The following is a 20,650-nucleotide window of genomic DNA, read 5'->3' as shown; positions in this document are numbered from 1 at the left end:
TCTTGAGAGGGCGTTTGGCAACTGCATCCGTCGTCCGCTCAGGTAGTTTCGCGTGACATCCGCCCTCGGAAGGCGGGCGAGAGGGTCCCTCGCCCGCCCTCACGTCACCGCACCCGCAGCGACACGACCTTCGATCTCGCGCTGGCGTAGCTGCCGCTGGAGGGGACGAACGTCACCGTGATCTTGTGCTTGCCCCTCTTGAGGGTGCGCTTGCCGAGCGTGTACGAGGCCCTTCCGGCGCGGACCTTGGCCTTCTTGAGCACCTTCGTACCGTCACGGAACACGACGGTGCCCGTCGGGGAGCCTGCGCCGACCCGGACGGTGGCCTTCAGGGTTGCCCGCGTCCGGCCGTACCTGGTGCTCTTCGGCTTCACGACCAGCGTCGCGCTCGAGGCGACCTTGGGCACGACCGCGGACTGCCCGGAGGTCGCCGTCGGGATGCTGAAGCCCGCCTTGACGCCGGTCACACGGACGGCGAGACGCCGACCGACGTCGGCGACCTGCACCCGGTACGAGGCGCCCGTGGCTCCGGCGATCGGAGCGCCGTTGCGCAGCCACTGGTAGCGGAAACCGCTCGGTCCACCGATCCAGGTGCCGGCGGAGGCGCGGACGACCGCTCCCGGACGGACTGCGCCGCTGACGGCCGGGGCCGAGCGCCGGACGGGGACTCGTGCCAGGTCGAGGATGCCGGTGCCGCAGGTCGCGGTCGTGCAGTCCCAGGGCGCGAGGTCACCGCCGTAGCGGGGGAACGGCTGGACAGCCGCGCGCAACGCGCTCTCGATCTGCGCCGGAGAGGTCGTGCCCAGGGACGCGATCAGCGCGGCGGCGCCGGAGACCGCCGGTACGGCCATGCTCGTGCCGTCGTACTCGGCGTATGCCGGGTTGTCGGGGGTGGTGGTGCCGTCGTTGAGCGTCGAGAGCACGCCGCGCATCCCGATCTCGGGGATGCTCTCCCCGCCCGGCGCCGACAGGTCGACCGTGGGCCCCGAGTTGGAGTAGGAGGCCCGCTGGCCGTACTCCTCTGTCGCGCCGACCGTGACGACGCCCGCACAGTTCGCAGGTGTCACCTCCGCGGCATCGAGGTCCTCGTTTCCTGCCGCGGCGACCAGCACGCTGCCACGGGCCCGCGCTGCGGCGATCGTCGAGTTCCACACGGCCGGGCAAGCCCCGCCGGCCCCGCCGAACGACATGTTGATCACCTTGGCAGGAGTGGTGTTGACCGGAAGTCCCGGAACGACACCGCCCGATGCCCAGGTGATCGCCGCGAGGATGTCGGAGTCGATCCCGCCACACGTGCCGAGGACGCGGACGTGCTGAACCTTGACGCCCGGCGCGTTGCCGGCGATGCCCCGCGCGTTGCCCGAGGCCGCGGCCACGATGCCCGCGACGTGGGTCCCGTGCCAGCTGCTGTCGTACTCGTCGTCCAGGTCACATTGCCCGAGCTCCACCCAGTCGCCCTCGTCGGCGGGGTCCGCGTCGCGACCGTCGCCGTCACGCGCCCACTCAGCGGTGCCCTCGCTCATCATGTCGAAGCCCGCGACCGTGTTGGCGTCGAGATCAGGGTGCGTGGTGCGTCCGGTGTCGAGCACCGCGACGACGACCGAGGACGAGCCGCGGGTCGCACGCCAGAGCGCCGGGTTGTGGGTTCCGTAGCCACCCGACGGCAGTGCCGCCCCGTCGGCGACGTCGCGTGTGTCCCACAAGGCCCACTGGTCGGCGAAGAACGTGTCGTTGGGCGTCACCGGAGAGGCGGTGCGGATGGTCCGGTAGCGGTCGGGCACGACGGAGGCGATGCCAGGCAGCTCAGCAACCTCTGCGGCCGCCTTCTGCGCGTCCGCGAGCGAGGCGGGCTCGGCGAAGCGGATCGCGCTCGTGTCGGCGCTCACCGGCACGGTCGCCGGGGCGAGCGCGCCCACCTCGGCCTTGGCGACCTTCCGGGCCGCGGCCGTGACGGTGGAGGACCGCGTCGTCGCCACCTTGTCGTACGTGACGAGGAGGCCCGCGGCGCGGCTCGGGACGGAGCGCACTTCGTGGACCTGGGCAGCGGCGCGGGTCTTCGCGGCTGCGTCCGGTCCGGACCCGGTGGTCGGCGGATCGTCTGCGGCGGTCGCCGCAGGCGCGGCGGCAGCGATCAGCGCCACTGCGGTCGCCGCGAGAGCGAGGCGCCGCAGGGGGCGCGAGGGAGAGGTGGGCAGCATCGTGCGGCTCCTGGCAAGCGGAGGGATGTCGCCAAGAAGATAAGCCGCAAAACTCTCGCGCGTGGCCGAATCCGCGAGGTTGCGCCCATGCGCGGGTCTTCGGTAGGCCCCGTGGGACTCGAACCCACAACCCACGGATTAAAAGTCCGTTGCTCTGCCAATTGAGCTAGAGGCCCAGGGGATCGGGACACCCGTCCCCTGGCGGTCAGTATGCAGGACGTCGGGGAGTGACGGCCGAGGACCCGCACAGGACGGCGGTGTCAGCAGAACGTGCGTACGCCCTTGGGCTTGAGCGCGTGGTCGCGGTAGACGACCGGGAGCATGGCTCCGTAGCGCGTGCAGGTCCACCGGAAGTCCTTGCGCCGATACTCGACGGCGATGACCCGGCGACCGTACGAGCGCACGTCGGCCGCGCACTCGCGCCACTGGCCGCACTGTTCCGCGATGGCGAAGTCGAAGCCGATCTTCTTGCCGTTGAGCTCGGCGAAGTTCTTCTGCCCCACGGCGAGCCCGACGGCGTGTGCGGACTTCACGAGGCGTTTCGCGTACGCGACGGCCTGCTTGCGACTGATGAGGCCGCGGCTTCGAAGGAAGGAGTCGAGGTTGTCGAGCTCGACGGCGTCGTAGCCGGCACGGGCGCAGCCCTTCATCCAGGTGCGCATGACCTTCGCGAGCTTCGCACGCTTGGCGCCCGTCCGGATGTCGAGCAGCCACTCGTTCCACTCGGTGTCCTTGACGGCCTTGCCGTTCCTCTTCAGCACGAGGTGCCAGCGCTTGTGGCGCCAGGACTTGCGCTCGCTTCTCTGGGTCTGGAAGGCGTTGACATAGCAGATGTTGTAGCGGCCGGCGAGAGGCTTCGCCTTCCGGTCGCGTACGACGATGCCGACGCTGGAGGGAACGCTGCGGATCCCGCCGAGCTGGTAGTCGACGTGCACGCCGGTCGGGAGAGGCTTCGGCTCCGGCGCGGCCTGCACAGGAGCCACGACGAGGGAGAGCAGCAGGCCTAGCGCGATGAGGATCACCGTGGCTGCCTTGAGAGAGCGAGCCCGGAAGGTCGTGAAGACTGACATCTATTCGTCGCCGACCGCGCGGCCGGCTGCTCCCCCGTACTGGATGACGACGGCTCCGGGCTCGACGCCCCGCAACGGCCGCTGGAGCGTGTCGAGTCGACCGACGTCTGGCGGCTCAGAGCCGATGACCACGACGACGGCCTCGCGCTCGGGATCGAGCTCGACCGCGACGGCGTGCTGGGGCGCGGGTGCGAGGGTGCGCCACTGTTGCGCGAACACGGCAGCCCACGCTGCGCGGAGCTCGTCGGCGGTGCGTCCGGAGACGCGGATCTCAAGTCCTTGCCTGGCCTTGTCCGGAAGATCTGCGGTGAGCCTCGAGACGAGGGCGGCACCGTCCGTCCCTCTCGTGACGACCAGCGTGTATCCGTCCACCGTGCTGCCGATGACGCCGATCACGCCCGAGTCGAGACCGACCGGGAGTCCGTCGGCAGGCTTCTCCCCCGGAGGCGTCAGCAGTGCGGTGATCCGCCGGCCGACCTCCCGCTGGATCTTCGTCGATCGAGGCGCGGCAAGGGGGGTGGCGTCGGGCACCGCGGCGGCGGTGGGGACGCTGGTGGACACCAACCGCACCTCGTGGCTCTGCACGAGCGGACGCTCAGCGGTGAGCAGGACGAGGCCGCAGAGCACGGCGGTGACAGGGGCAGCGGTACGCGAGAGTCTGGACAAGCCGGCTCCTTTGTCGCACAGGTTGCCTCAAGGACAGTACCGCGCGAACGGCACAAGCGCGGCGTACGTGGTCAGCAGCGCCGAAGGGTGAGGGCGAGTGTGACCCACGCCACGAACACGCCTAAGGTGCTCTCACCTATCGGAGGGAGAACCCACGTGTCCATCGCACACAAGGCCGCCGCCGTCCTCGCGGCGTGCGGCCTGACCCTCAGCGGACTGGCAGCCGCCTCGCCTGCGCTCGCCGCAGACCCCGGCCCCCGCTACTACGTCTCACTGGGCGACTCGCTGGCGACCGGCTGGCAGCCGGACTCGCGGGCGGACGAGCCGGAGACCGCGTACACGGGCCGCCTGTACGAGAAGCTCAAGGAGTCCGACCCCTACCTCGAGCACGAGGCGTTCGGGTGCGCCGGCGCCACCGCACGCTCGGTGCTCACCGGCAAGCACGCCAACGGCAACCCGGGCGCGTGCGCGTACGACGAAGGCACGCAGCTGGCAGCCGCGGTGACGTTCCTGAAGGAGCACCCCGGCCAGGTCGCCTACGTCTCGGTCGGCGTCGGCGCCAACGACGTGCACCCGTGCGTGCCCGCAGGAGCCGACGGCGACGACATGCTGACCTGCCTCACCAAGCGCATCCAGTCGGTCGGTGCGGACGTGTCCGCGATCGACGCCGCGCTGCGCGAGGCCGGCGGCGCCAAGCCTCGCTACCTCGGCATGACGTACTACAACCCGTTCCTCGCCGGTTGGGTCGGAGGCAACAGGGCGCTCGCCGAGCTCTCGGTCGGTGTCGCGCAGTCGCTCAACGACACCATCACGGCGGCGAACACCAAGAACGGCTTCGTGACCGCGGACGTCGCCGGCACGTTCTCGTCGAACGACAAGACGCTGGTCGACCTCCCCGGCTACCCCGAGCAGGTCCCGCTCAACGTCGCCCGCGTCTGCGGATGGACGTGGATGTGCAGCAACGGCGACATCCACGCCAACGACACAGGCCACCAGAAGATCGCCGACGCGTTCGTGACGGCTCTCGCTCCGAAACCCCAGCTGCCCAAGCCGACCCCGCCGAAGCCGGCGCCGGCGCCGGTCGTGAAGGTCGCGACGACGACGAGTGCGAAACTCGTCGGCAAGCACCGCATCACGACCAAGAAGCGCGCCGCCGTACGCGTCCGCGTCCGTGCCGCACGGGGCGTCAAGCCCGGCGGCATGCTCGTCGTCAAGGACGGCAAGCGCACGCTCAAGAGGGTGCGCGTCGGCGCGAGCGGCATCAAGCGGATCACGCTGCCCCGCCTCAAGAAGGGCAAGCACCGCATCACGGTGACGTACGGCGGGTCCAAGACCACGAAGTCGAGCCGGTCGAAGCCGATCCGGATCACGGTCGTCAAGCGCCGCTGACCCTGAAGCCGACTGTGCGGTCGATCGGCGCTCCGTACGAGCACCGATCGACCGCACACACGCGCCGGCGCCTACTCCTTTGTGCTGAAGGCGGCGTCGAAGGCGGCAGCCGGGGCGTCGAAGAGGTTCTGCTTCACGAACGCCAGCGCCTCGGGAGCCCCGACGAGACGGTCCATGCCCGCGTCCTCCCACTCGATCGAGACGGGCCCGTCGTAGCCGATCGTGTTGAGCATCCGGAAGCATGCTTCCCACGGGACGTCACCGCGCCCCGTCGACACGAAGTCCCAGCCGCGCCGAGGGTCGGCCCACGGCAGGTGCGAGCCGAGCCGTCCGTTGCGTCCGTTGCCGACCTGCTTCTTCGCGTCCTTGCAGTCGACGTGGTAGATCCGGTCCTGGAAGTCCCACAGGAACCCGAGCGGGTCAAGGTCCTGCCAGACGAAGTGCGACGGGTCCCAGTTGAGGCCGAACGCCTCCCTGTGACCGATCGCCTCGAGCGTGCGGACGGTCGTCCAGTAGTCGTACGCGATCTCGCTCGGGTGGACCTCGTGTGCGAACCGCACCCCTTCGGCGTCGAAGACGTCGAGGATCGGGTTCCAGCGGTTCGCGAAGTCCTCGTACCCGGCGTCGATGAGGGCCTGCGAGGCCGGAGGGAACATCGCGACGTACTTCCAGATGGACGATCCGGTGAATCCGACGACCGTGTCGACGCCGAGCAGCCGTGCGGCACGGGCGGTGTTCTTCATCTCCTCGGCCGCGCGCTGACGGACGCCTTCGGGATCACCGTCGCCCCAGATCCGGTCGGGCAGGATGTCGCGGTGGCGCAGATCGATCGGGTCGTCGCACACGGCCTGGCCCTTGAGGTGGTTGGAGATCGCGTGCACCTCGAGGCCGTACTTGTCGAGCACCTCCCGCTTCGCCTGGACATAGCCGTCGTCCTCGACCGCGGCCCACGGGTCGAAGTGGTCGCCCCAGCAGGCGATCTCGAGCCCGTCGTAGCCCCAGCCCGACGCCAGCCGCGCCACCTCCTCGAACGGCAGGTCGGCCCACTGTCCGGTGAAGAGGGTGATCGGTCGCGTCATGACGCGCCTCCTTGTCGCCCGGCGTGCGGGCCCTCGGCGGTGCCCGCGTCGTGCGGCACCTTCTGGTGACGGGACTCGTCCATTGCACTGGCCTCCACAGCGGCGAGCACACGCTGGACCGAGAGCCCGTCGGCGAATGACGGGGTCGGCTGCTCGCCCGCGGCGATGGCGTTGACGAGGTCGACGACCTGGTGGGTGAAGCCGTGCTCGTAGCCGAGACCGTGACCCGCAGGCCACCACGCACCCGCGTACGGGTGGGTCGGCTCGGTGACGACGATGCGGCGGAAGCCCGCGGTCTCGGCCGGCTCGGTCGCGTCGTAGAAGTGGAGAAGGTTCATCTCCTCGAAGTCGAACGCGAGGGCGCCGTCCGACCCGCTGATCTCCAGGCGCATCGCGTTCTTGCGGCCGGTCGCGAACCGGGTCGCCTCGAAGACGCCGAGGGCACCGTTGTCGAAGCGTGCCGTGAACGCCGCGGCGTCGTCGACCGTCACCGGGCCGCGCTCGGCGTCGGCACTGCCGCTCCCCCCGAGCGTGCCGTGGTCGCCGGCGACGGGTCGGCTGTCGACGAAGGTCTGGAGCACGCCGCTCACCGAGCTGATCGCGGACCCGGTGAGGAACTGGGCCGCGTCGACGAGGTGCGCACCGATGTCGCCCAGTGCGCCGGACCCGGCGAGCGTCTTGTCGAGGCGCCAGCTGAGAGGGGCGTCGGCGTCGGTGAGCCAGTCCTGGAGGTATTGCGCCCGGACGTGCCGGATCGTCCCAAGCCGCCCGACGGCGACCAGCTGCCGGGCGAACGTCAGCGCGGGGGTACGGCGGTAGGTGAAGCCCACCATCGCGTACACGCCGCGCGTGGCGGCCTCGGCCGCCGCCTCGGCCATCAGCTCGGCCTCTTCGACCGTGTTGGCGAGCGGCTTCTCGCACAGGACGTGCTTGCCGGCGCGCAGGGCGGCGACGGCGATCTCCACGTGGGTGCTGCCGGGGGTGCAGATGTCGATCAGGTCGATGTCGTCACGGGCGATCAGCGCATGCCAGTCGGACTCGACGGACTCCCAGCCGAAGCGGTCGGCGACCGCCTGCGCGGCGGCGGCGTCTCGCCCGCACAGGGCGCGCAGCCGAGGAGCGAGGGGGAGGTCGAAGAAGGAGGGCGCGGTGCGCCACGCCTGGGAGTGCGCCGCGCCCATGAAGGCGTAGCCGACCTGCCCGACGCCGAGCTCACGTGAGGTGTCTGTCATGGGGTTCCTTCGGGCCGAGGGGCGTGAGGAGGCGGCGCACACCCCGCCGAGCGGGCCGGCGGGGTGTGCGGCCGTCGTCAGGACTCGAAGGCCGAGTCCATGTACTGGTCGACGTTCTCCTTGGTCACGGTCGGCGCCGCGAGCTGCACGACCCGCGGGACCTCGACCTCCGCGAGGTCGGACATCGAGCGGCCCTGCGCGATCAGTCGGGCGAGCTTGATGCCGTCCGCACCCTGCGTCGACGGATAGATGACGGTGGCCTTGAGGACGGTGTCGTCAGCCTCGATGGACCGCATCACGTTGGCCGAGCCGGCGCCGCCGACCATGACGAACTCGTCTCGTCCGGCGTTCTCGATCGCGGCCAGCACACCGACGCCCTGGTCGTCGTCGTGGTTCCACAGGAAGTCGATCTTCGGGGCAGCCTGCAGGAGGTTGGCCGCGGCACGTTCGCCGGTCTCGACGGTGAACTCCGCTGCGACACGGTTCGAGACCTTCAGCCCGCAGTCGGCCAGCGCGTCCTTGAACCCGCGCGAGCGGTCTTGGGTCAACGGCAGCGAGTCGATGCCCGCGATCTCGGCGACGATGGCATCGGTGTTGCCGTCGGCCTGCTCGCAGACGTAGCTCCCCGCAGAGACGCCCATGCCGTAGTTGTCGCCGAGCACGGTCGTCCGTGCCGCGAACGGCGAGTCGAACTCGCGGTCGACGTTGATCACCGGGATGCCGGCCTCCATCGCGCGGGTCGCCACGTCGGTCATCGCCGCACCGTCGAACGGCAGCAGGACGATGGCGTCGACCTTGTCGTTGATGAAGGTCTCGACCTGCGAGATCTGCAGGTTGACGTCGTTGGTGCCTTCGGCGTGGACCAGCTCGACGTCGTCGAACGCGCCAGCCTGGTCGACAGCCGCATCGGTGATCGCCCCCATCCATCCGTGGTCGGCGGCAGGGGCCGAGAAGCCGATGCGTACGGTCTCGCCAGTCTCGGCGTTGTCGCCGGCGCCAGCGTTGGCGGCGTTGTCGTTGTCGCCGTCGTCGGAGCTGTTGGTGCACGCGGTCAGGGTCAGTGCGGCGGCCGCGAGGGCGCCGCCGATCGCCAACAGGCGTCGGCGCGGGGTGGTGGTGGACATTGCCGTCTCCTCGGTGGGGTCTAGGTGCTGCGGTTCGCCAGGCGCTGTTGGAGGAGCACAGCGACGACGATGATCACGCCCTTGGCGACGGCCTGGACGGACGTCGACAGGTTGTTGAGCGTGAAGACATTGGTGAGGGTGGTGAAGATCAGGACGCCCAGGAGCGTCCCGACCACGGTGCCGCGACCGCCGCTGAGCAGCGTGCCGCCGATGACGACCGCGGCGATGGCGTCGAGCTCCCACATCAGTCCGTGGGTGGACGACCCCGTCTGCGTGCGCGACATGAGCATCACGGCGGCCAGGCCGCAGGTGGCGCCCAGCAGCGCGTACAGGTAGACGGTGTGGCGCTGGACCTTGATGCCCGCGAGGCGCGCCGCCTCGGTGTTGCCGCCGACGGCAAACGTCCGCCGGCCGAACGTCGTGCGGTTGAGCAGGAACCATCCGGCGACGACGACGATCGCGAAGAGGAAGACGATCACCGGGATGCCGAACGGCCGGGCGCCGAGAGCGTCGCGGAACCCTTGGTCCCGGATGATCTGCGTCTTGCGGTCGGCGATGATCTCGGCGAGCCCCCGGGCACTGGCGAGCATCGCCAGCGTCGCGATGAACGGGACGATCTTGCCGTACGCGATGAGGACTCCGTTGATCACTCCGCAGGCGATGCCGACGCCGATCGCGGTCGTCACGATCACGATCCAGCCGACGTCCTCGGCCATCGCCTGGGTGCCCGTGGTCGACGCCCACACCGACGCGAGCGCGACGATCGCACCGACGGACAGGTCGATGCCACCGCCAGTGATCACGAACGTCATGCCGATCGCCACCACGCCGATCGCCGAGGCGAGGCTGAGGACGGTGATGACGTTGTCGGTGCTGGCGAACCGATCACCCGCGGTGACCAGCCCGACGACGCACAGCAGCACGAGGGCAACCACCAGGCCGAGGTTGCGGGCGACCCCGAGCGACCGAGCTCGCTTCTCCGGGCCGGCCGTGGTCGGCTGCGCGCTCCCTGTCACCGATGAGGTACTCACGCGGCGTCACCTTTCGATCCGTGGGTGGCTGTTCCGTGGGTGGCCAACTCGTGGGTGGCGAGGATCCGGTCGAGGACGGCGTGGGCGTCGAGCGAGTCGGACGTCCCGGAGTGAACGACCCGACCGTCAACCACCACGAGGACGCGGTCGGAGAGGCCGAGCACCTCGTCGATGTCGCTGGAGACGACCACGACCGCCAGGCCTTCGTCGGCGAGTGTGCGGACGAGGGCGTAGATCTCGCTGCGGGCACCGACGTCGACACCCCGGGTCGGCTCGTCGAGCAGGAGCACGCGGCACGACCGCAGCAGCCAGCGGGCGAGGACGACCTTCTGCTGGTTGCCGCCCGACAGCGTGCGTGTGATCCGGTCGGGATCGTCGGGGCGCAGGTCGACGGAGCGGGCGGCCTCGTGCGCGGCGGCCCGCTCGGCCGCATCACGCGTCGCGCCGAGCCGGGAGAAGCGCGGCAGGCTCGCGAGCGAGATGTTTCGAGAGACGGCCTCGTCGAGGACCAGGCCTTGCGACTTGCGCTCCTCGGGGCACAGGCCGAGTCCGGCGGCCACGGCCCCGTCGACCGACCCCCGCCGCAGCACACGGCCGTCGACGGTGACGGAACCGCGCTGCGCCCGCCTGGCTCCGTACACGGTCTCGACGATCTCGCTGCGTCCCGCGCCCACCAGTCCGGCGAGTCCGACAATCTCGCCGGGCCGTACGGAGAACGAGACGTCGTCGAACTCCCCGTCGCGACCGAGGCCGTCGACGACCAGGAGCGGCGGCGCGTCGGGGATCGGCTGGGCGCGCCGGGGGAACTCCGCTGACACCTCGCGGCCGGTCATGAGCGTGACGAGCTCCGCGGTGGGGGTGTCACGGGCAGACAGGTCGGCGGCGACCGTACGGCCGTCCTTGAGGACCGTCAGCCGGTCGCCGATGCGTCGGATCTCCTCGAGGCGGTGGGAGATGTAGACGATCGCCTGGCCGGACGACCGGAGGCCCTCGATCACGCGGAACAGGCCGTCGACCTCGTCGGGGTCGAGGACGGCGGACGGCTCGTCCATCACGATCACGCGTGCGCGGCGCGACAGGGCCCGTGCCACCGAGACGATCTGCTTGCCAGCCGCAGAGAGGCTGCCGATCTCGCGCGCGGGGCGGATCTCGGGGTGGCCCAGCGACGTCAGCAGCTCGCGCGCCGCCCGGCGCGTGTCGGCGACGCGGGCGAACCCGAGGCGCGTCTTCTCGTGGCCCAGGAAGATGTTGTCGGCCACGCTCAGCCCGTCGACGAGATCGAGCTCCTGGTAGATCGTCGCGATCCCGGCGTCGAGCGCGGCCTGCGGATCACTGAAGGAGACCGGCGCGCCGTCCATGCGGATCTCGCCCTCGTCCACGGCATGGGCTCCGGAGAGCACCTTGATCAGCGTCGACTTGCCCGCACCGTTCTGGCCGAGGAGGCAGTGCACCTCTCCGGCACGCACGGTGAGGTCGACGCCGTCGAGCGCGCGCACCCCGGGGAACTCCTTGACGATCCCGGTGAGCTGGAGGAGGGGCTCTGACATGCGCGTGATGCTAGTCACAGTCAATGTCGAGCGTCAAGCAAAAGTACGTTCATCATCGACATGCTTCTGAAGGACTTGACGACAGAAGTAGGCATGGGAGACTACTTTTCATGGATTCGTTCGTGCCGCAGGCGAGCCCGGCGACTGCAGCCAGCGAGGTGTTCCAGCTGATGCGGGACGGGCAGGCGCGGACGAAGGCGGAGATCGCGGAGCTGACGTCGTCGGCGCGCTCGACCGTCTCCGCCCGCCTCGACCTGCTGCTGTCCGCGGGCCTGCTGGTCCCCGTCGGCGAGGCCGCCTCGACGGGTGGGCGACCCCCGGTCCGCTTTGCGCTCAACGCCGCCTCTTACGCGGTCCTCGCCGTGGACCTGGGGGCGAGCCACGCGGCGGTGGCGATCGTCGACCTGGCCGGCGAGGTGTTGGGCGAGGTCAGCGTCCCCAGCGACATCACCGAAGGCCCGAAGGCCGTCCTCGACCGCGTGACCGGGCTCGCCCGGCAGCTGCTGGCCGATCAGGGCCTCACAGCGGAGGCGATCGCAGGGATCGGGGTAGGCGTGCCCGGGCCGGTCGAGCACTCCACCGGCCGCCCGGCGAACCCGCCGATCATGCCGGGCTGGCACGACTTCGACATCCCCGCCTACCTCGGCGAGACGTTCTCGGTGCCTGTCCTCGTCGACAACGACGTCAACGTGATGGCCCTCGGCGAGCACACGACGCGCTGGCCCGAGACCGACGACCTCCTCTATGTGAAGGTCGCAACCGGCATCGGCTCGGGGATCATCTCCAACCGCCGTCTCGTCCGCGGTGCACTCGGGACCGCCGGTGACCTCGGGCACGTCCAGGTGTCAGGGCGCGGCGAGGCCGTCGCATGCCGCTGCGGCAACCTCGGCTGCCTCGAGGCGGTCGCGGCCGGCCCGGCGATCGCCACGCAGCTCGGCGCGAGCGGACTCCCGGTCGAGACCCCTCAGGACGTCGTGGTCGCCGTCGAGCGCGGCGAGGTGGAGGCGGTCCGTGCCGTACGCGAGGCCGGACGCGCGATCGGGAGCGTCCTCGCCACCTGCGTGAGCCTGCTCAACCCCTCGGTCGTCGTGGTCGGCGGCTCGATGTCAGCGACGGGGGAATACCTCCTCGCCGGCATCCGCGAGGTCGTCTATCAGCGCTCGCTCCCCCTCGCGACGCACCAGCTGCGCATCGTGAGCTCGCCGCTGCACGGGCGCGAGGCGCTCGTCGGCGCTGCCGCGATGGTGCTCGAGGACGTGCTGTCACCGCGCTCGGTCGACGCCCTCATCGAGCGCCGTACCCGCGCCACCGCCTGAGACCGCCAGTCGTCAGCCCACCGCGCGCCCCGCACCGTGCGGGGTCCGAGGGCGGGGAGGGTGGGGTTCAGAGGGCGGTCGCGCCGCTGAAGACGCCGGTCAGCGCCTCCTCCGCGGCTCCCGCGGCGGCCGCGCCGAGCCCGAGCGTGCTCAGCCGCAGGTCGAGCGGCGCGTACGGGGCTGAGGTGACGTGGATCTGCGCCGCGCGCGTGGCCGACGGCAGGAGGAACGCGGCCAGCGGGACGAAGCAGCCTCCAAGGACGACCGCGTCGGGGTTGAGGATGTTGGCGACGGTCGCCACCCCCTGGCCGAGCACCTTGCCCACCCGTGCCAGCGCGTCGGCCACGCGTACGTCCTCGGAAGCCCGGGCGGCGACGGCACGAGCGGACTCCAGCGGCGTACCGCACTCTTCGACACCGGACGCCGCGAGCACGGCGCGGAGTCCGACCGACGCCTCCCAGCACCCGCGCCTGCCGCAGCCGCACAGCGCCGAGGGGTCGCCCAGCGGGATGTGCCCGACCTCGCCCGCGAACCCGGACGTGCCGCGGACGATCGCACCGTCGGTGATGACGCCGGCGCCGATGCCGACGGTGCCGGTGATGTAGACCGATTGCCCGAGACCGACCGTGGCGCCGCGGCGGGCCTCGGCGAGCGCCGCGCAGTTCGCGTCGTTCTCGACCGTGACCTCGAGCCCGGTGGCCTCGCCAACCTCCCGCGCGACGGGGCGCTCCTCCCAGCGGAGGTTCGGCGCCATCGCCACGACGCCGCGGCGCTGGTCGACGAGTCCCGGGACGGCGACCGTGGCACCGACGACGCGCCCGTCACCCGCGTCGAGCATCGCCTCGGCCGTACGGGCGAGATCGACGAGCACCTCGTACGGGTCGCGCCCCTCGACCGGCACCGTCGTCTCGAGCCGGACCGCACCGCCGAGATCGACCGCGACCGCGGCGACGTAGTCGACGTTGACCTCCAGTCCGAGGCCGACGACCGTCGCGCCTGTGAGCACGACCGGCCGGCCGGGCCGTCCACGGACCCCGGGCGTCGCGTCGCCCTCGTGCACGTGGCCGCGGTCCGAGAGGCTCCCGACGATCGTGCCGACGGTCGCCTTCGCGAGACCGGTCCGCCGCGCCAGCTCGGTCCGCGTGGCGGGACCGTCGTGTCGCAGGCTGCGCACCACCGCCGCGGTGTTCTGGCGGCGAAGGTCCTCGATCGCGACGAGCGTCACCCGCGCACCCCGTACAGGTGCTCGAGCGCGAGCTGGTCGAGGTGCTCGAACGCGGCACCGCGCGCCGCGAGCACCTCGGGGTCGGCGAGCTCGGCCTGCTCCAGCTCGCGCCAGCCCTCGCCCTCGTCGAGCGTCGGGACGGCGAGCTCCGGGAGCCGCGCGGCGACGAGCGCCTCCTGCACCTCGGGGTCGGCGCGGAACGCCCGGACCTTGTCGCGCAGCACGAGGTAGTTGGTCATGCACGCCGCCGCCGCGACCCACACACCGTCTTCGTCCTCGGTACGAGGGGTCTTGAAGTCGAAGTGCACCGGCCCGTCGTACCCGCCGGCCTCCAGCGCGTCGACGACCCAGAACGCTCCACGGGCATTGCCGGCGCCGAAGCGCAGGTCCTGGTCGTAGCGCGGTCCGTGCTGTCCGTTGAGGTCGATGTGGAAGAGCTTGCCGTGCCACAGCGCCTGGGCGTAGCCGTGCGCCGCATTCATCCCCGCCATCTCCTCGTGCCCGACCTCCGGGTTGACGCCGACGTTCTCGGAGCGGTCGAGGGTCTCGATGAACGCGAGGGCGTGGCCGATCGTCGGCAGGAGGATGTCGCCGCGCGGCTCGTTGGGCTTCGGCTCGATCGCGAACCGCAGGTCGTACCCGCGGTCGTGGACGAACTCGCCCAGCACGTTGAACGCTTCGCGATAGCGGTCGAGCGCGGCCGCGACGTCCTTGGCCGCCCCCGACTCCGCCCCCTCACGGCCGCCCCAGCACACGTACACCTTCGCGCCCAGCTCCGCGGCGAGGTCGATGTTGCGCATGACCTTGCGGATGGCGAACCGGCGGGCGTCGCGGTCGTTGGAGGTGAAGCCACCGTCCTTGAAGACCGGGTGGGTGAAGAGGTTCGTCGTGGCGGTCGTGACGACGAGACCGGTGTCCGCCAGGCCCTTCTTCCAGCGCTCGACGATGCGTGCCCGCGTGCCGTCGTCCGACCCGAAGGGGATCAGGTCGTCGTCATGGAAGTTCACGCCGTACGCCCCGAGGTCGGCGAGCCGCTCGAGCGCGTGGACCGGGTCCATCTCCGCGCGCGTCGGGTCGCCGAAGGGGTCGCGTCCGGGGTACGCGACGGTCCATAGGCCGAAGGAGAACCTGTCTGCTGGGATGGGCTTGGGAATGGTCATGATGGCCTCTCGTGTCAGTTCCACGCGCCGGTACGGTCACGCAGGTCGGCGTACGCCTCGCGCACGCGCGGAGTCGGGTCGGCCTCGAGCACCTCGGTGCCCGCGGCCTTCCAGGTGGGAGGGGCGGCGCCTCCGCCGAGCACCCAGGCCGCTTGCCGTGCCGCGCCCAGCGCGACGTACTCGCCCGGGGCCGGCACGTGCACCGGGCGGCCGAGGATCGCGGGCGCGAGGGCGCGGACCGCGGGGTTGCGTGCGGCGCCTCCGATGAGCAGCAGCCGCCCGCCATCGCCACCGACGCGACTCCGAAGCAGATCGACCGTGTCGGCGAGGGAGCACAGCAGCGCCTCGTACGCGGCACGGGCGAGGTCCTCGCGCGTGGTGCCCGGACGCAGCCCCGACCACACGCCGGTGGCGTGGGGACGATCAGGCGTGCGCTCCCCGCCGTAGTACGGAGAGAGCGTCACGCCACCCGCGCCCGGCAGCGCGGCGAGCGCGAGGCGAGCGAGTCCGTCGTGGTCGACGCCGAGCAGCCGCGCCTGGAGATCGAGGATCCCGGCGGCGTTCATCGTCGTCACCATCGGGAGGTAGCGGCCGGTCGCATCGGCGAATCCCGTGACCGCTCCGCTGCCGTCGGCGACCGGGGCCTCTGACACGGCGCTGGCCACACCGGAGGTGCCGATCGATACCGCGACGTCGCCGGGTCCGAGGCGGAGGCCGAGCGCGGCTCCCATGTTGTCGCCCGTGCCCCCGGCGAGCACGAACCTGTCCTCGTACGCGGCCGCCCCGTCGGCGACGACGCGGGGCAGGGTGACGTCGTGGCCGAGCGCCGCCGCCGCGAGGTCGTGGCGCCACGAGCGCGTCCGGGCGTCGAAGTACCCGGTGCCCGAAGCGTCGCCACGGTCGGTGAACGGCTCGGTACGCCGCTCGGCGAGGTGCCATGAGAGGTAGTCGTGCGGGAGCAGCACCCGCGCCGTACGAGCCGCCGCCTCGGGCTGGTGGTCGCGCAGCCACCGCAGCTTGGTCGCGGTGAACGACGCGACGAGCACGCTGCCCACGGCATCGGCGCACGCCTGCGGCCCGCCCATCTCCGCGACGAGCTGCGTCGCCGCGTCGGCGGAACGGGTGTCGTTCCAGAGCAGCGCGTCGTGGACGGGCTCTGCCTCGGAGTCGAGCGCGACCATGCCGTGCTGCTGCCCGGCGACCGCGACCGCGTCGGCCTTGCCGAGCCAGTCTCCGACCACGTCGTCGCACGCCTTCAGCCAGTGACGCGGGTCGACGGCGGTCCCCTCCGGGTGCGGCTCACTGCGTTGTGCGAGGACCGTGCCGTCGTCCGCGTCGACGAGCACGGCCTTGGTGGACTGCGTCGAGGAGTCGATGCCGAGAACCGCCGTGTGAGCCACGTCACTTATTTAGTACGAGCCTTGAATTAATGTCAAGCGGCATGCATGCCGTCTCCTCACCCGGCACGACGCAGGGCCGTGCGAGCAGGCGTGGAGAATGTCCCCATGACTGACTCGACCCCCACTGTCTGGAACTCGGCCGGCGACTACTCCGACATCCGGTATGAGACCACCGACGACGGCATCGCGAAGATCACGATCAACCGGCCCGAGGTGCACAACGCCTTCCGGCCGCAGACGATCATCGAGATCTCCGACGCCCTCGACGTGGCTCGCGAGGACGAGTCGGTCGGCGTCATCATCCTCACCGGCGCCGGTGACAAGGCGTTCTGCTCCGGCGGCGACCAGCGCGTCCGCGGCGACTCCGGCTACAAGTCCGACGCCAACGCGACCGGGCGCTTCCACGTCACGGACCTGCACGTGCAGATGCGGCGCTGCCCCAAGCCGATCGTCGCGATGGTCGCCGGGTGGGCCATCGGCGGCGGACACGTCCTCCACGTGGTCGCCGACCTCACGATCGCCGCCGACAACGCGCGGTTCGGCCAGGTCGGGCCCAAGGTCGGCTCGTTCGACGGCGGCTTCGGCGCGAGCTCGCTCTCGCAGCTCGTCGGCATGAAGAAGGCCAAGGAGATCTGGTTCCTCTGCCGCCAGTACGACGCGCAGCAGGCGCTCGAGATGGGCATGGTCAACACCGTCGTCCCGCTCGCCGACCTCGAGACCGAGACCGTCAAGTGGTGCCGCGAGATGCTTGCACTCTCCCCGTACGCGCTGCGCCTCATGAAGGCGAGCTTCCACGCCTCCGAGGACGGTTACGCCGGACTCCAGCAGCTTGCGCACGACACCAACCTGCTCTTCTACGGCAACGACGAGGCCAAGGAGGGCCGCGAGGCCTACAAGGAGAAGCGCACGCCCGACTTCTCCCGGTTCCCTCGGCGCCCGTGAGCGGCGCGCTGCGGCTCGAGGACCTCTCCGGCGCCGAGCCGGACCTCGTCCTCACCGTCCCTCCGGAGTACGAGGACGGCAACGGACACGTCAACATCCGCCACTACTTCGACCTGCACGCGCGGGCATCGGACCGGGCCTTCGAGAGGATCGGCATCCACGAGCCCTATCGCCAGGCGCACGAGCTGAGCGTCTTCAGCATGGAGCACCGGATCTGCTACCTCGACGAGGTGCTCGTGGGTCAGGACGTCGCCGTGTACGTCCGGTTCCTGACGCGCTCGGCCAAGATCGTCCACGGGATGCAGATGCTCTTCAACGCCACGACGGGGGCGCTCGCGAACACGTTCGAGTTCGTCGAGGGTCACGTCAGCCTCGCGGAGCGCCGTACGGTCCCGTGGCCCGACGACGTGGCGGCGCGGATCGACGAGGCGATCGTCGACGGCTCGGCGTGGCCTGCGCTTCCGCACGAGCCCGGACTGGCCCTGCGCTGACGTCGCCGCCGAGCGCTGACGATCGGTGCTCGGCGCTCGTCCCCGGAGGCCGTCCGGCGCTGATCGGCTAGACGGGGGCACTCATCCCCTCCCTTGCGCTGTTGGGATTCTTGGTGCGGGTTTCAGTCGCAAGGGCAAGGAACACGCCCCACGCGGCGATCAGTACTGCGACCAAAGAGCTCCACCAGCTCGGTGTCAGCCAGGGGAAGGAACCGACGACGAACGCGACCGCAGCGACGATGCCGACCGCTCGCCCGCCGAGTCCCGCGCGTGTTGACCAGCCGAGCGCGACCGCAGCAACGGCGAAACCGAGGAACGCGAGGTGCAGGGCGCCGTACATCGAGCTGACGACCAGGGCTAAGACCTCGACCGACAGCTGAATCTCAAACACCGGATAGACCAGCCGCCCGACCGTGAGCAGGAGGACGACGAGAGCGACGAAGGCGGTCGCGAGAGCGGTCACTCCGACGTTGGTCCGCACCGACGGTCCGGCGTTGAGTGCGGCGAAGAGGCCGCGCGCACCGGCTCCCCAGCAGATGACCGCGAAGAACAGCAGCTCGCCGCTCCACGACAGCAGCGAGTTCCCGCGCTCGACCCACGCAGTCATCGCGGCCGCCTCGGAAGGCACGCTAGGGAGCCGCGACAGGAGCAGAAAAGCGAGGGCGGTCAGGAGCGGCCCTGCGGCCATCAGCCAGCGGGATACCCGCACGGAAATCAGTCCGCGCGTCGTGGTGTCTCGTCCGCTCGGGTTGCCGTTGAAACTCGTCATCGGTCTACCGTGCCGTGCACTGCCTGCCTGCCGCAACGATCGCTCTTGAAGTCCCGGGAAGTTGGTTGGAGAGGCGGCCCATACCCGCTCATAGGCAACCGCGGCAAGACCACTGGTAGCGAATCCCGCGGCCTCGACGACCAGTTCCCGGCCAGGTCTGCAGGGTTGGGACGACGTGGACACTTGGCCGCGGCGACAGCACGTCGAGCACTACCGCCGGCTCGTTCCGTGCACCGACTCGATGACGGTGCCCGAGCGCGAGACGTTTGCGTCGGGGCACCAACGATCCCGGCTTCGGTTCATTCCACGACGTCCCCGAACCCTGCTCGCCGAGCACGATCACGCCACGGGTTTTTCCCAGGGAAAGCCGCTAGCCATTTCGGCACGCTCGTCAACGAACGACAGGCCCTCGTCGCAGACCCCCAACCTGGCTGGAGCAGCATCGGAACCACTGGCCGAGAACGACGCGGCTCTCACACCGCGAGCGCACGACACCGACGTTTCAACGATCTCCCGCAGACACCGGCGTGGTCGGCGGGAGGCTGATGGTCGGGCTTGCTCTGCCGGGGCGTCTCGCAGCACGAATGAACGGCCGTCAGTGCTCAGCGGCCGACGCCGCCGCGCGGACGGCCTCGGCGACCCGGACATGGACCTCGGGGTGGAACACGCTCGGGATGATGTAGTTGGCGTTCAGCTCGTCGTCCGACACCGTCTCCGAGATCGCGCGCGACGCCGCGAGCAGCACGTCCGTCCCGATCCCGTGGCTTTGCGCATCGAGCAGCCCGCGGAACACCCCCGGGAACGCGAGAACGTTGTTGATCTGGTTCGGGTAGTCCGACCGCCCCGTCGCCACGACGGCGGCGTGCGCTCGCGCCAGGGCAGGGTCGATCTCCGGCGTTGGGTTGGCCAGCGCGAAGACGATGGCACCGTCGGCCATCGACTCGACGTCGTGGACGGACAGGACGTTGGGCGCCGAGACGCCGATGAACACGTCCGCACCCCCGATCACGTCGCACAGAGAGCCCGTGACGCTGCGCGGGTTGGTGTGCTCGCCGATCCAGCTCAGCTGCCCGCCGAGCCCCGGCCGGCCGGTGTGCACGACGCCGTCGATGTCGCACACGACGACGTCGGTGGCACCCGCCTCGAGGATGAGCTTGAGGATCGCAGTGCCCGCGGCGCCCGCGCCGGACATGACGATGCGGACCTGCGCGAGGTCCTTGTCGACGACGCGCAGCGCGTTGCGCAGAGCGGCGAGCGCGACAATTGCGGTGCCGTGCTGGTCGTCGTGGAAGACCGGGATGTCGAGGCGGGCTCGAAGGCGGTCCTCTATCTCGAAGCACTTCGGCGCCGCGATGTCCTCGAGGTTGATGCCCGCGAAGCCGGGCGAGATCGCAGCGACGGTCTCGACGATCGAGTCCACATCGTGGGTGTCCAGGCACAGCGGCCATGCGTCGATGTCGGCGAACGTTTTGAACAGCGCCGCCTTGCCCTCCATGACGGGCAGCGCCGCATGCGGGCCGATGTCGCCGAGGCCCAGGACGGCCGACCCGTCGGTGACGACCGCGACGGCGTTGCGCTTGACCGTCAGACGGCGCGCGTCCTCCTTGTCACGAGCGATCGCCTCGCTGATTCGGGCCACGCCGGGTGTGTAGATCATGGACAGGTCGTCACGCGTACGCAGCGGGTGCTTCGTGGCGACCTCGATGACACCGCCGAGATGCATGAGGAACGTCCGGTCCGAGACCTTCTTGACGTCCGCGTCGCCGATGGCCTTGAGGGCGACGACGATCCGGTCCGCGTGGTCGGTGTCCGACGTCGCCACGGTGAGGTCGATGCCGAGCAGCTCGGTGTGCGATCCCGTCACATCGAGGGCCGTGACGACTCCCCCGGCCTTCTCCACCACAGTGGTCAGATCGCTGACGGCCGAGCCCCCCGCGGGGACCTCGAGCCGGATGGTGATGGAGTACGAGACGCTCGGAGCAGGCACCCGACAAGATTGTCACACCGCCCC

Annotated in this window: 17 protein-coding genes and 1 tRNA gene; 4 read left to right on the top strand and 14 right to left on the bottom strand. The window is 70.5% G+C overall.

What is annotated here, in order from left to right; genetic code table 11:
* Nucleotides 1–104: 104 nt before the first annotated feature.
* The 4 genes from HCT63_RS03480 to HCT63_RS03465 form a co-directional block, all read right to left on the bottom strand.
* Nucleotides 105–2,198 (bottom strand): S8 family serine peptidase, encoded by a 2,094-nt coding sequence (locus HCT63_RS03480; protein ID WP_167001394.1) that lies wholly within the window; start codon nt 2,196–2,198, stop codon nt 105–107.
* Nucleotides 2,199–2,301: 103 nt separating this feature from the next.
* Nucleotides 2,302–2,374 (bottom strand) — tRNA-Lys (locus HCT63_RS03475).
* Between the two features lie 84 nt (nt 2,375–2,458).
* Complete coding sequence (locus HCT63_RS03470) at nt 2,459–3,268, bottom strand: endo alpha-1,4 polygalactosaminidase (protein WP_167001393.1); 810 nt, start codon at nt 3,266–3,268, stop codon at nt 2,459–2,461.
* Nucleotides 3,269–3,934 carry a hypothetical protein gene (locus tag HCT63_RS03465; protein ID WP_167001392.1) on the bottom strand — a complete coding sequence of 222 codons (666 nt, stop codon included), beginning with the start codon at nt 3,932–3,934 and terminating at the stop codon, nt 3,269–3,271. It lies immediately after the preceding gene.
* 156 nt (nt 3,935–4,090) lie between these two features.
* Between HCT63_RS03465 and HCT63_RS03460 the strand changes: the two genes are divergently transcribed.
* Nucleotides 4,091–5,323 carry an SGNH/GDSL hydrolase family protein gene (locus HCT63_RS03460; protein ID WP_167001391.1) on the top strand — a complete coding sequence of 411 codons (1,233 nt, stop codon included), beginning with the start codon at nt 4,091–4,093 and terminating at the stop codon, nt 5,321–5,323.
* Nucleotides 5,324–5,394: 71 nt separating this feature from the next.
* Here the strand turns inward: HCT63_RS03460 and HCT63_RS03455 are convergent, their stop codons facing one another.
* From HCT63_RS03455 to HCT63_RS03435, 5 genes are all read right to left on the bottom strand, one after another.
* Nucleotides 5,395–6,402: a sugar phosphate isomerase/epimerase family protein gene (locus tag HCT63_RS03455; RefSeq protein ID WP_167001390.1), complete on the bottom strand. Its 1,008-nt coding sequence runs from the start codon at nt 6,400–6,402 to the stop codon at nt 5,395–5,397.
* Nucleotides 6,399–7,634 carry a Gfo/Idh/MocA family oxidoreductase gene (locus tag HCT63_RS03450; protein WP_167001389.1) on the bottom strand — a complete coding sequence of 412 codons (1,236 nt, stop codon included), beginning with the start codon at nt 7,632–7,634 and terminating at the stop codon, nt 6,399–6,401. Before HCT63_RS03450 ends, HCT63_RS03455 begins: the two co-directional genes overlap by 4 nt.
* Before the next feature lie 77 nt (nt 7,635–7,711).
* Complete coding sequence (locus HCT63_RS03445) at nt 7,712–8,758, bottom strand: substrate-binding domain-containing protein (RefSeq protein WP_167001388.1); 1,047 nt, start codon at nt 8,756–8,758, stop codon at nt 7,712–7,714.
* A 20-nt stretch (nt 8,759–8,778) separates the two neighbouring features.
* Nucleotides 8,779–9,789 carry an ABC transporter permease gene (locus HCT63_RS03440; RefSeq protein ID WP_167001387.1) on the bottom strand — a complete coding sequence of 337 codons (1,011 nt, stop codon included), beginning with the start codon at nt 9,787–9,789 and terminating at the stop codon, nt 8,779–8,781.
* The gene (locus HCT63_RS03435; protein ID WP_167001386.1) at nt 9,786–11,336 is read right to left on the bottom strand and encodes a sugar ABC transporter ATP-binding protein; all 1,551 of its coding nucleotides are present in this window, start codon (nt 11,334–11,336) and stop codon (nt 9,786–9,788) included. Before HCT63_RS03435 ends, HCT63_RS03440 begins: the two co-directional genes overlap by 4 nt.
* Nucleotides 11,337–11,446: 110 nt before the next feature.
* Between HCT63_RS03435 and HCT63_RS03430 the strand changes: the two genes are divergently transcribed.
* Nucleotides 11,447–12,652 carry an ROK family protein gene (locus HCT63_RS03430; protein WP_167001385.1) on the top strand — a complete coding sequence of 402 codons (1,206 nt, stop codon included), beginning with the start codon at nt 11,447–11,449 and terminating at the stop codon, nt 12,650–12,652.
* Nucleotides 12,653–12,719: 67 nt separating this feature from the next.
* Here HCT63_RS03430 and HCT63_RS03425 read toward each other — a convergent pair whose 3' ends face one another.
* Genes HCT63_RS03425 through xylB form a run of 3 tightly spaced genes read right to left on the bottom strand, consistent with a single transcriptional unit; the run spans nt 12,720 to nt 16,437 of the window.
* A complete protein-coding gene (locus tag HCT63_RS03425) occupies nt 12,720–13,877 on the bottom strand; it encodes an ROK family transcriptional regulator (RefSeq protein WP_167001384.1) in 1,158 nt (385 codons plus the stop codon).
* Nucleotides 13,874–15,037, bottom strand: a complete 1,164-nt coding sequence (xylA, locus tag HCT63_RS03420) for a xylose isomerase (RefSeq protein ID WP_167001383.1) — start codon at nt 15,035–15,037, stop codon at nt 13,874–13,876. The genes HCT63_RS03425 and xylA overlap by 4 nt, the downstream gene beginning before the upstream one ends.
* A gap of 14 nt (nt 15,038–15,051) precedes the next feature.
* A complete protein-coding gene (gene xylB / locus HCT63_RS03415; RefSeq protein WP_167001382.1) occupies nt 15,052–16,437 on the bottom strand; it encodes a xylulokinase in 1,386 nt (461 codons plus the stop codon).
* A gap of 105 nt (nt 16,438–16,542) precedes the next feature.
* Between xylB and menB the strand changes: the two genes are divergently transcribed.
* Together menB and HCT63_RS03405 are read left to right on the top strand one after the other, a co-directional pair.
* Nucleotides 16,543–17,379 (top strand): 1,4-dihydroxy-2-naphthoyl-CoA synthase, encoded by an 837-nt coding sequence (menB, locus tag HCT63_RS03410; RefSeq protein ID WP_167001381.1) that lies wholly within the window; start codon nt 16,543–16,545, stop codon nt 17,377–17,379.
* Complete coding sequence (locus HCT63_RS03405; protein WP_167001380.1) at nt 17,376–17,870, top strand: thioesterase family protein; 495 nt, start codon at nt 17,376–17,378, stop codon at nt 17,868–17,870. The genes menB and HCT63_RS03405 overlap by 4 nt, the downstream gene beginning before the upstream one ends.
* A gap of 67 nt (nt 17,871–17,937) precedes the next feature.
* On the opposite strand, the gene HCT63_RS03400 is transcribed toward HCT63_RS03405, so the two are convergent.
* Both HCT63_RS03400 and HCT63_RS03395 read right to left on the bottom strand, forming a co-directional pair.
* Nucleotides 17,938–18,477 carry a hypothetical protein gene (locus tag HCT63_RS03400; RefSeq protein WP_167001379.1) on the bottom strand — a complete coding sequence of 180 codons (540 nt, stop codon included), beginning with the start codon at nt 18,475–18,477 and terminating at the stop codon, nt 17,938–17,940.
* A 757-nt stretch (nt 18,478–19,234) separates the two neighbouring features.
* Complete coding sequence (locus HCT63_RS03395) at nt 19,235–20,626, bottom strand: NAD-dependent malic enzyme (protein WP_167001378.1); 1,392 nt, start codon at nt 20,624–20,626, stop codon at nt 19,235–19,237.
* Nucleotides 20,627–20,650: the final 24 nt, after the last annotated feature.

It is taken from the genome of Mumia sp. ZJ430 (assembly GCF_011751845.1).
Taxonomy (GTDB): domain Bacteria; phylum Actinomycetota; class Actinomycetes; order Propionibacteriales; family Nocardioidaceae; genus Mumia.
This window is presented reverse-complemented; position numbering and strand designations above follow the sequence as displayed.

What these genes read in the sequence shown, in the direction of transcription:
- HCT63_RS03480 (WP_167001394.1), bottom strand. Translation starts at nt 2,198, where the DNA reads ATGCTGCCCACCTCTCCCTCGCGCCCCCTGCGGCGCCTCGCTCTCGCG.
- HCT63_RS03470 (WP_167001393.1), bottom strand. Translation starts at nt 3,268, where the DNA reads ATGTCAGTCTTCACGACCTTCCGGGCTCGCTCTCTCAAGGCAGCCACG.
- HCT63_RS03455 (WP_167001390.1), bottom strand. Translation starts at nt 6,402, where the DNA reads ATGACGCGACCGATCACCCTCTTCACCGGACAGTGGGCCGACCTGCCG.
- HCT63_RS03450 (WP_167001389.1), bottom strand. Translation starts at nt 7,634, where the DNA reads ATGACAGACACCTCACGTGAGCTCGGCGTCGGGCAGGTCGGCTACGCC.
- HCT63_RS03445 (WP_167001388.1), bottom strand. Translation starts at nt 8,758, where the DNA reads ATGTCCACCACCACCCCGCGCCGACGCCTGTTGGCGATCGGCGGCGCC.
- HCT63_RS03435 (WP_167001386.1), bottom strand. Translation starts at nt 11,336, where the DNA reads ATGTCAGAGCCCCTCCTCCAGCTCACCGGGATCGTCAAGGAGTTCCCC.
- HCT63_RS03430 (WP_167001385.1), top strand. Translation starts at nt 11,447, where the DNA reads ATGGATTCGTTCGTGCCGCAGGCGAGCCCGGCGACTGCAGCCAGCGAG.
- xylA (WP_167001383.1), bottom strand. Translation starts at nt 15,037, where the DNA reads ATGACCATTCCCAAGCCCATCCCAGCAGACAGGTTCTCCTTCGGCCTA.
- menB (WP_167001381.1), top strand. Translation starts at nt 16,543, where the DNA reads ATGACTGACTCGACCCCCACTGTCTGGAACTCGGCCGGCGACTACTCC.
- HCT63_RS03400 (WP_167001379.1), bottom strand. Translation starts at nt 18,477, where the DNA reads ATGACTGCGTGGGTCGAGCGCGGGAACTCGCTGCTGTCGTGGAGCGGC.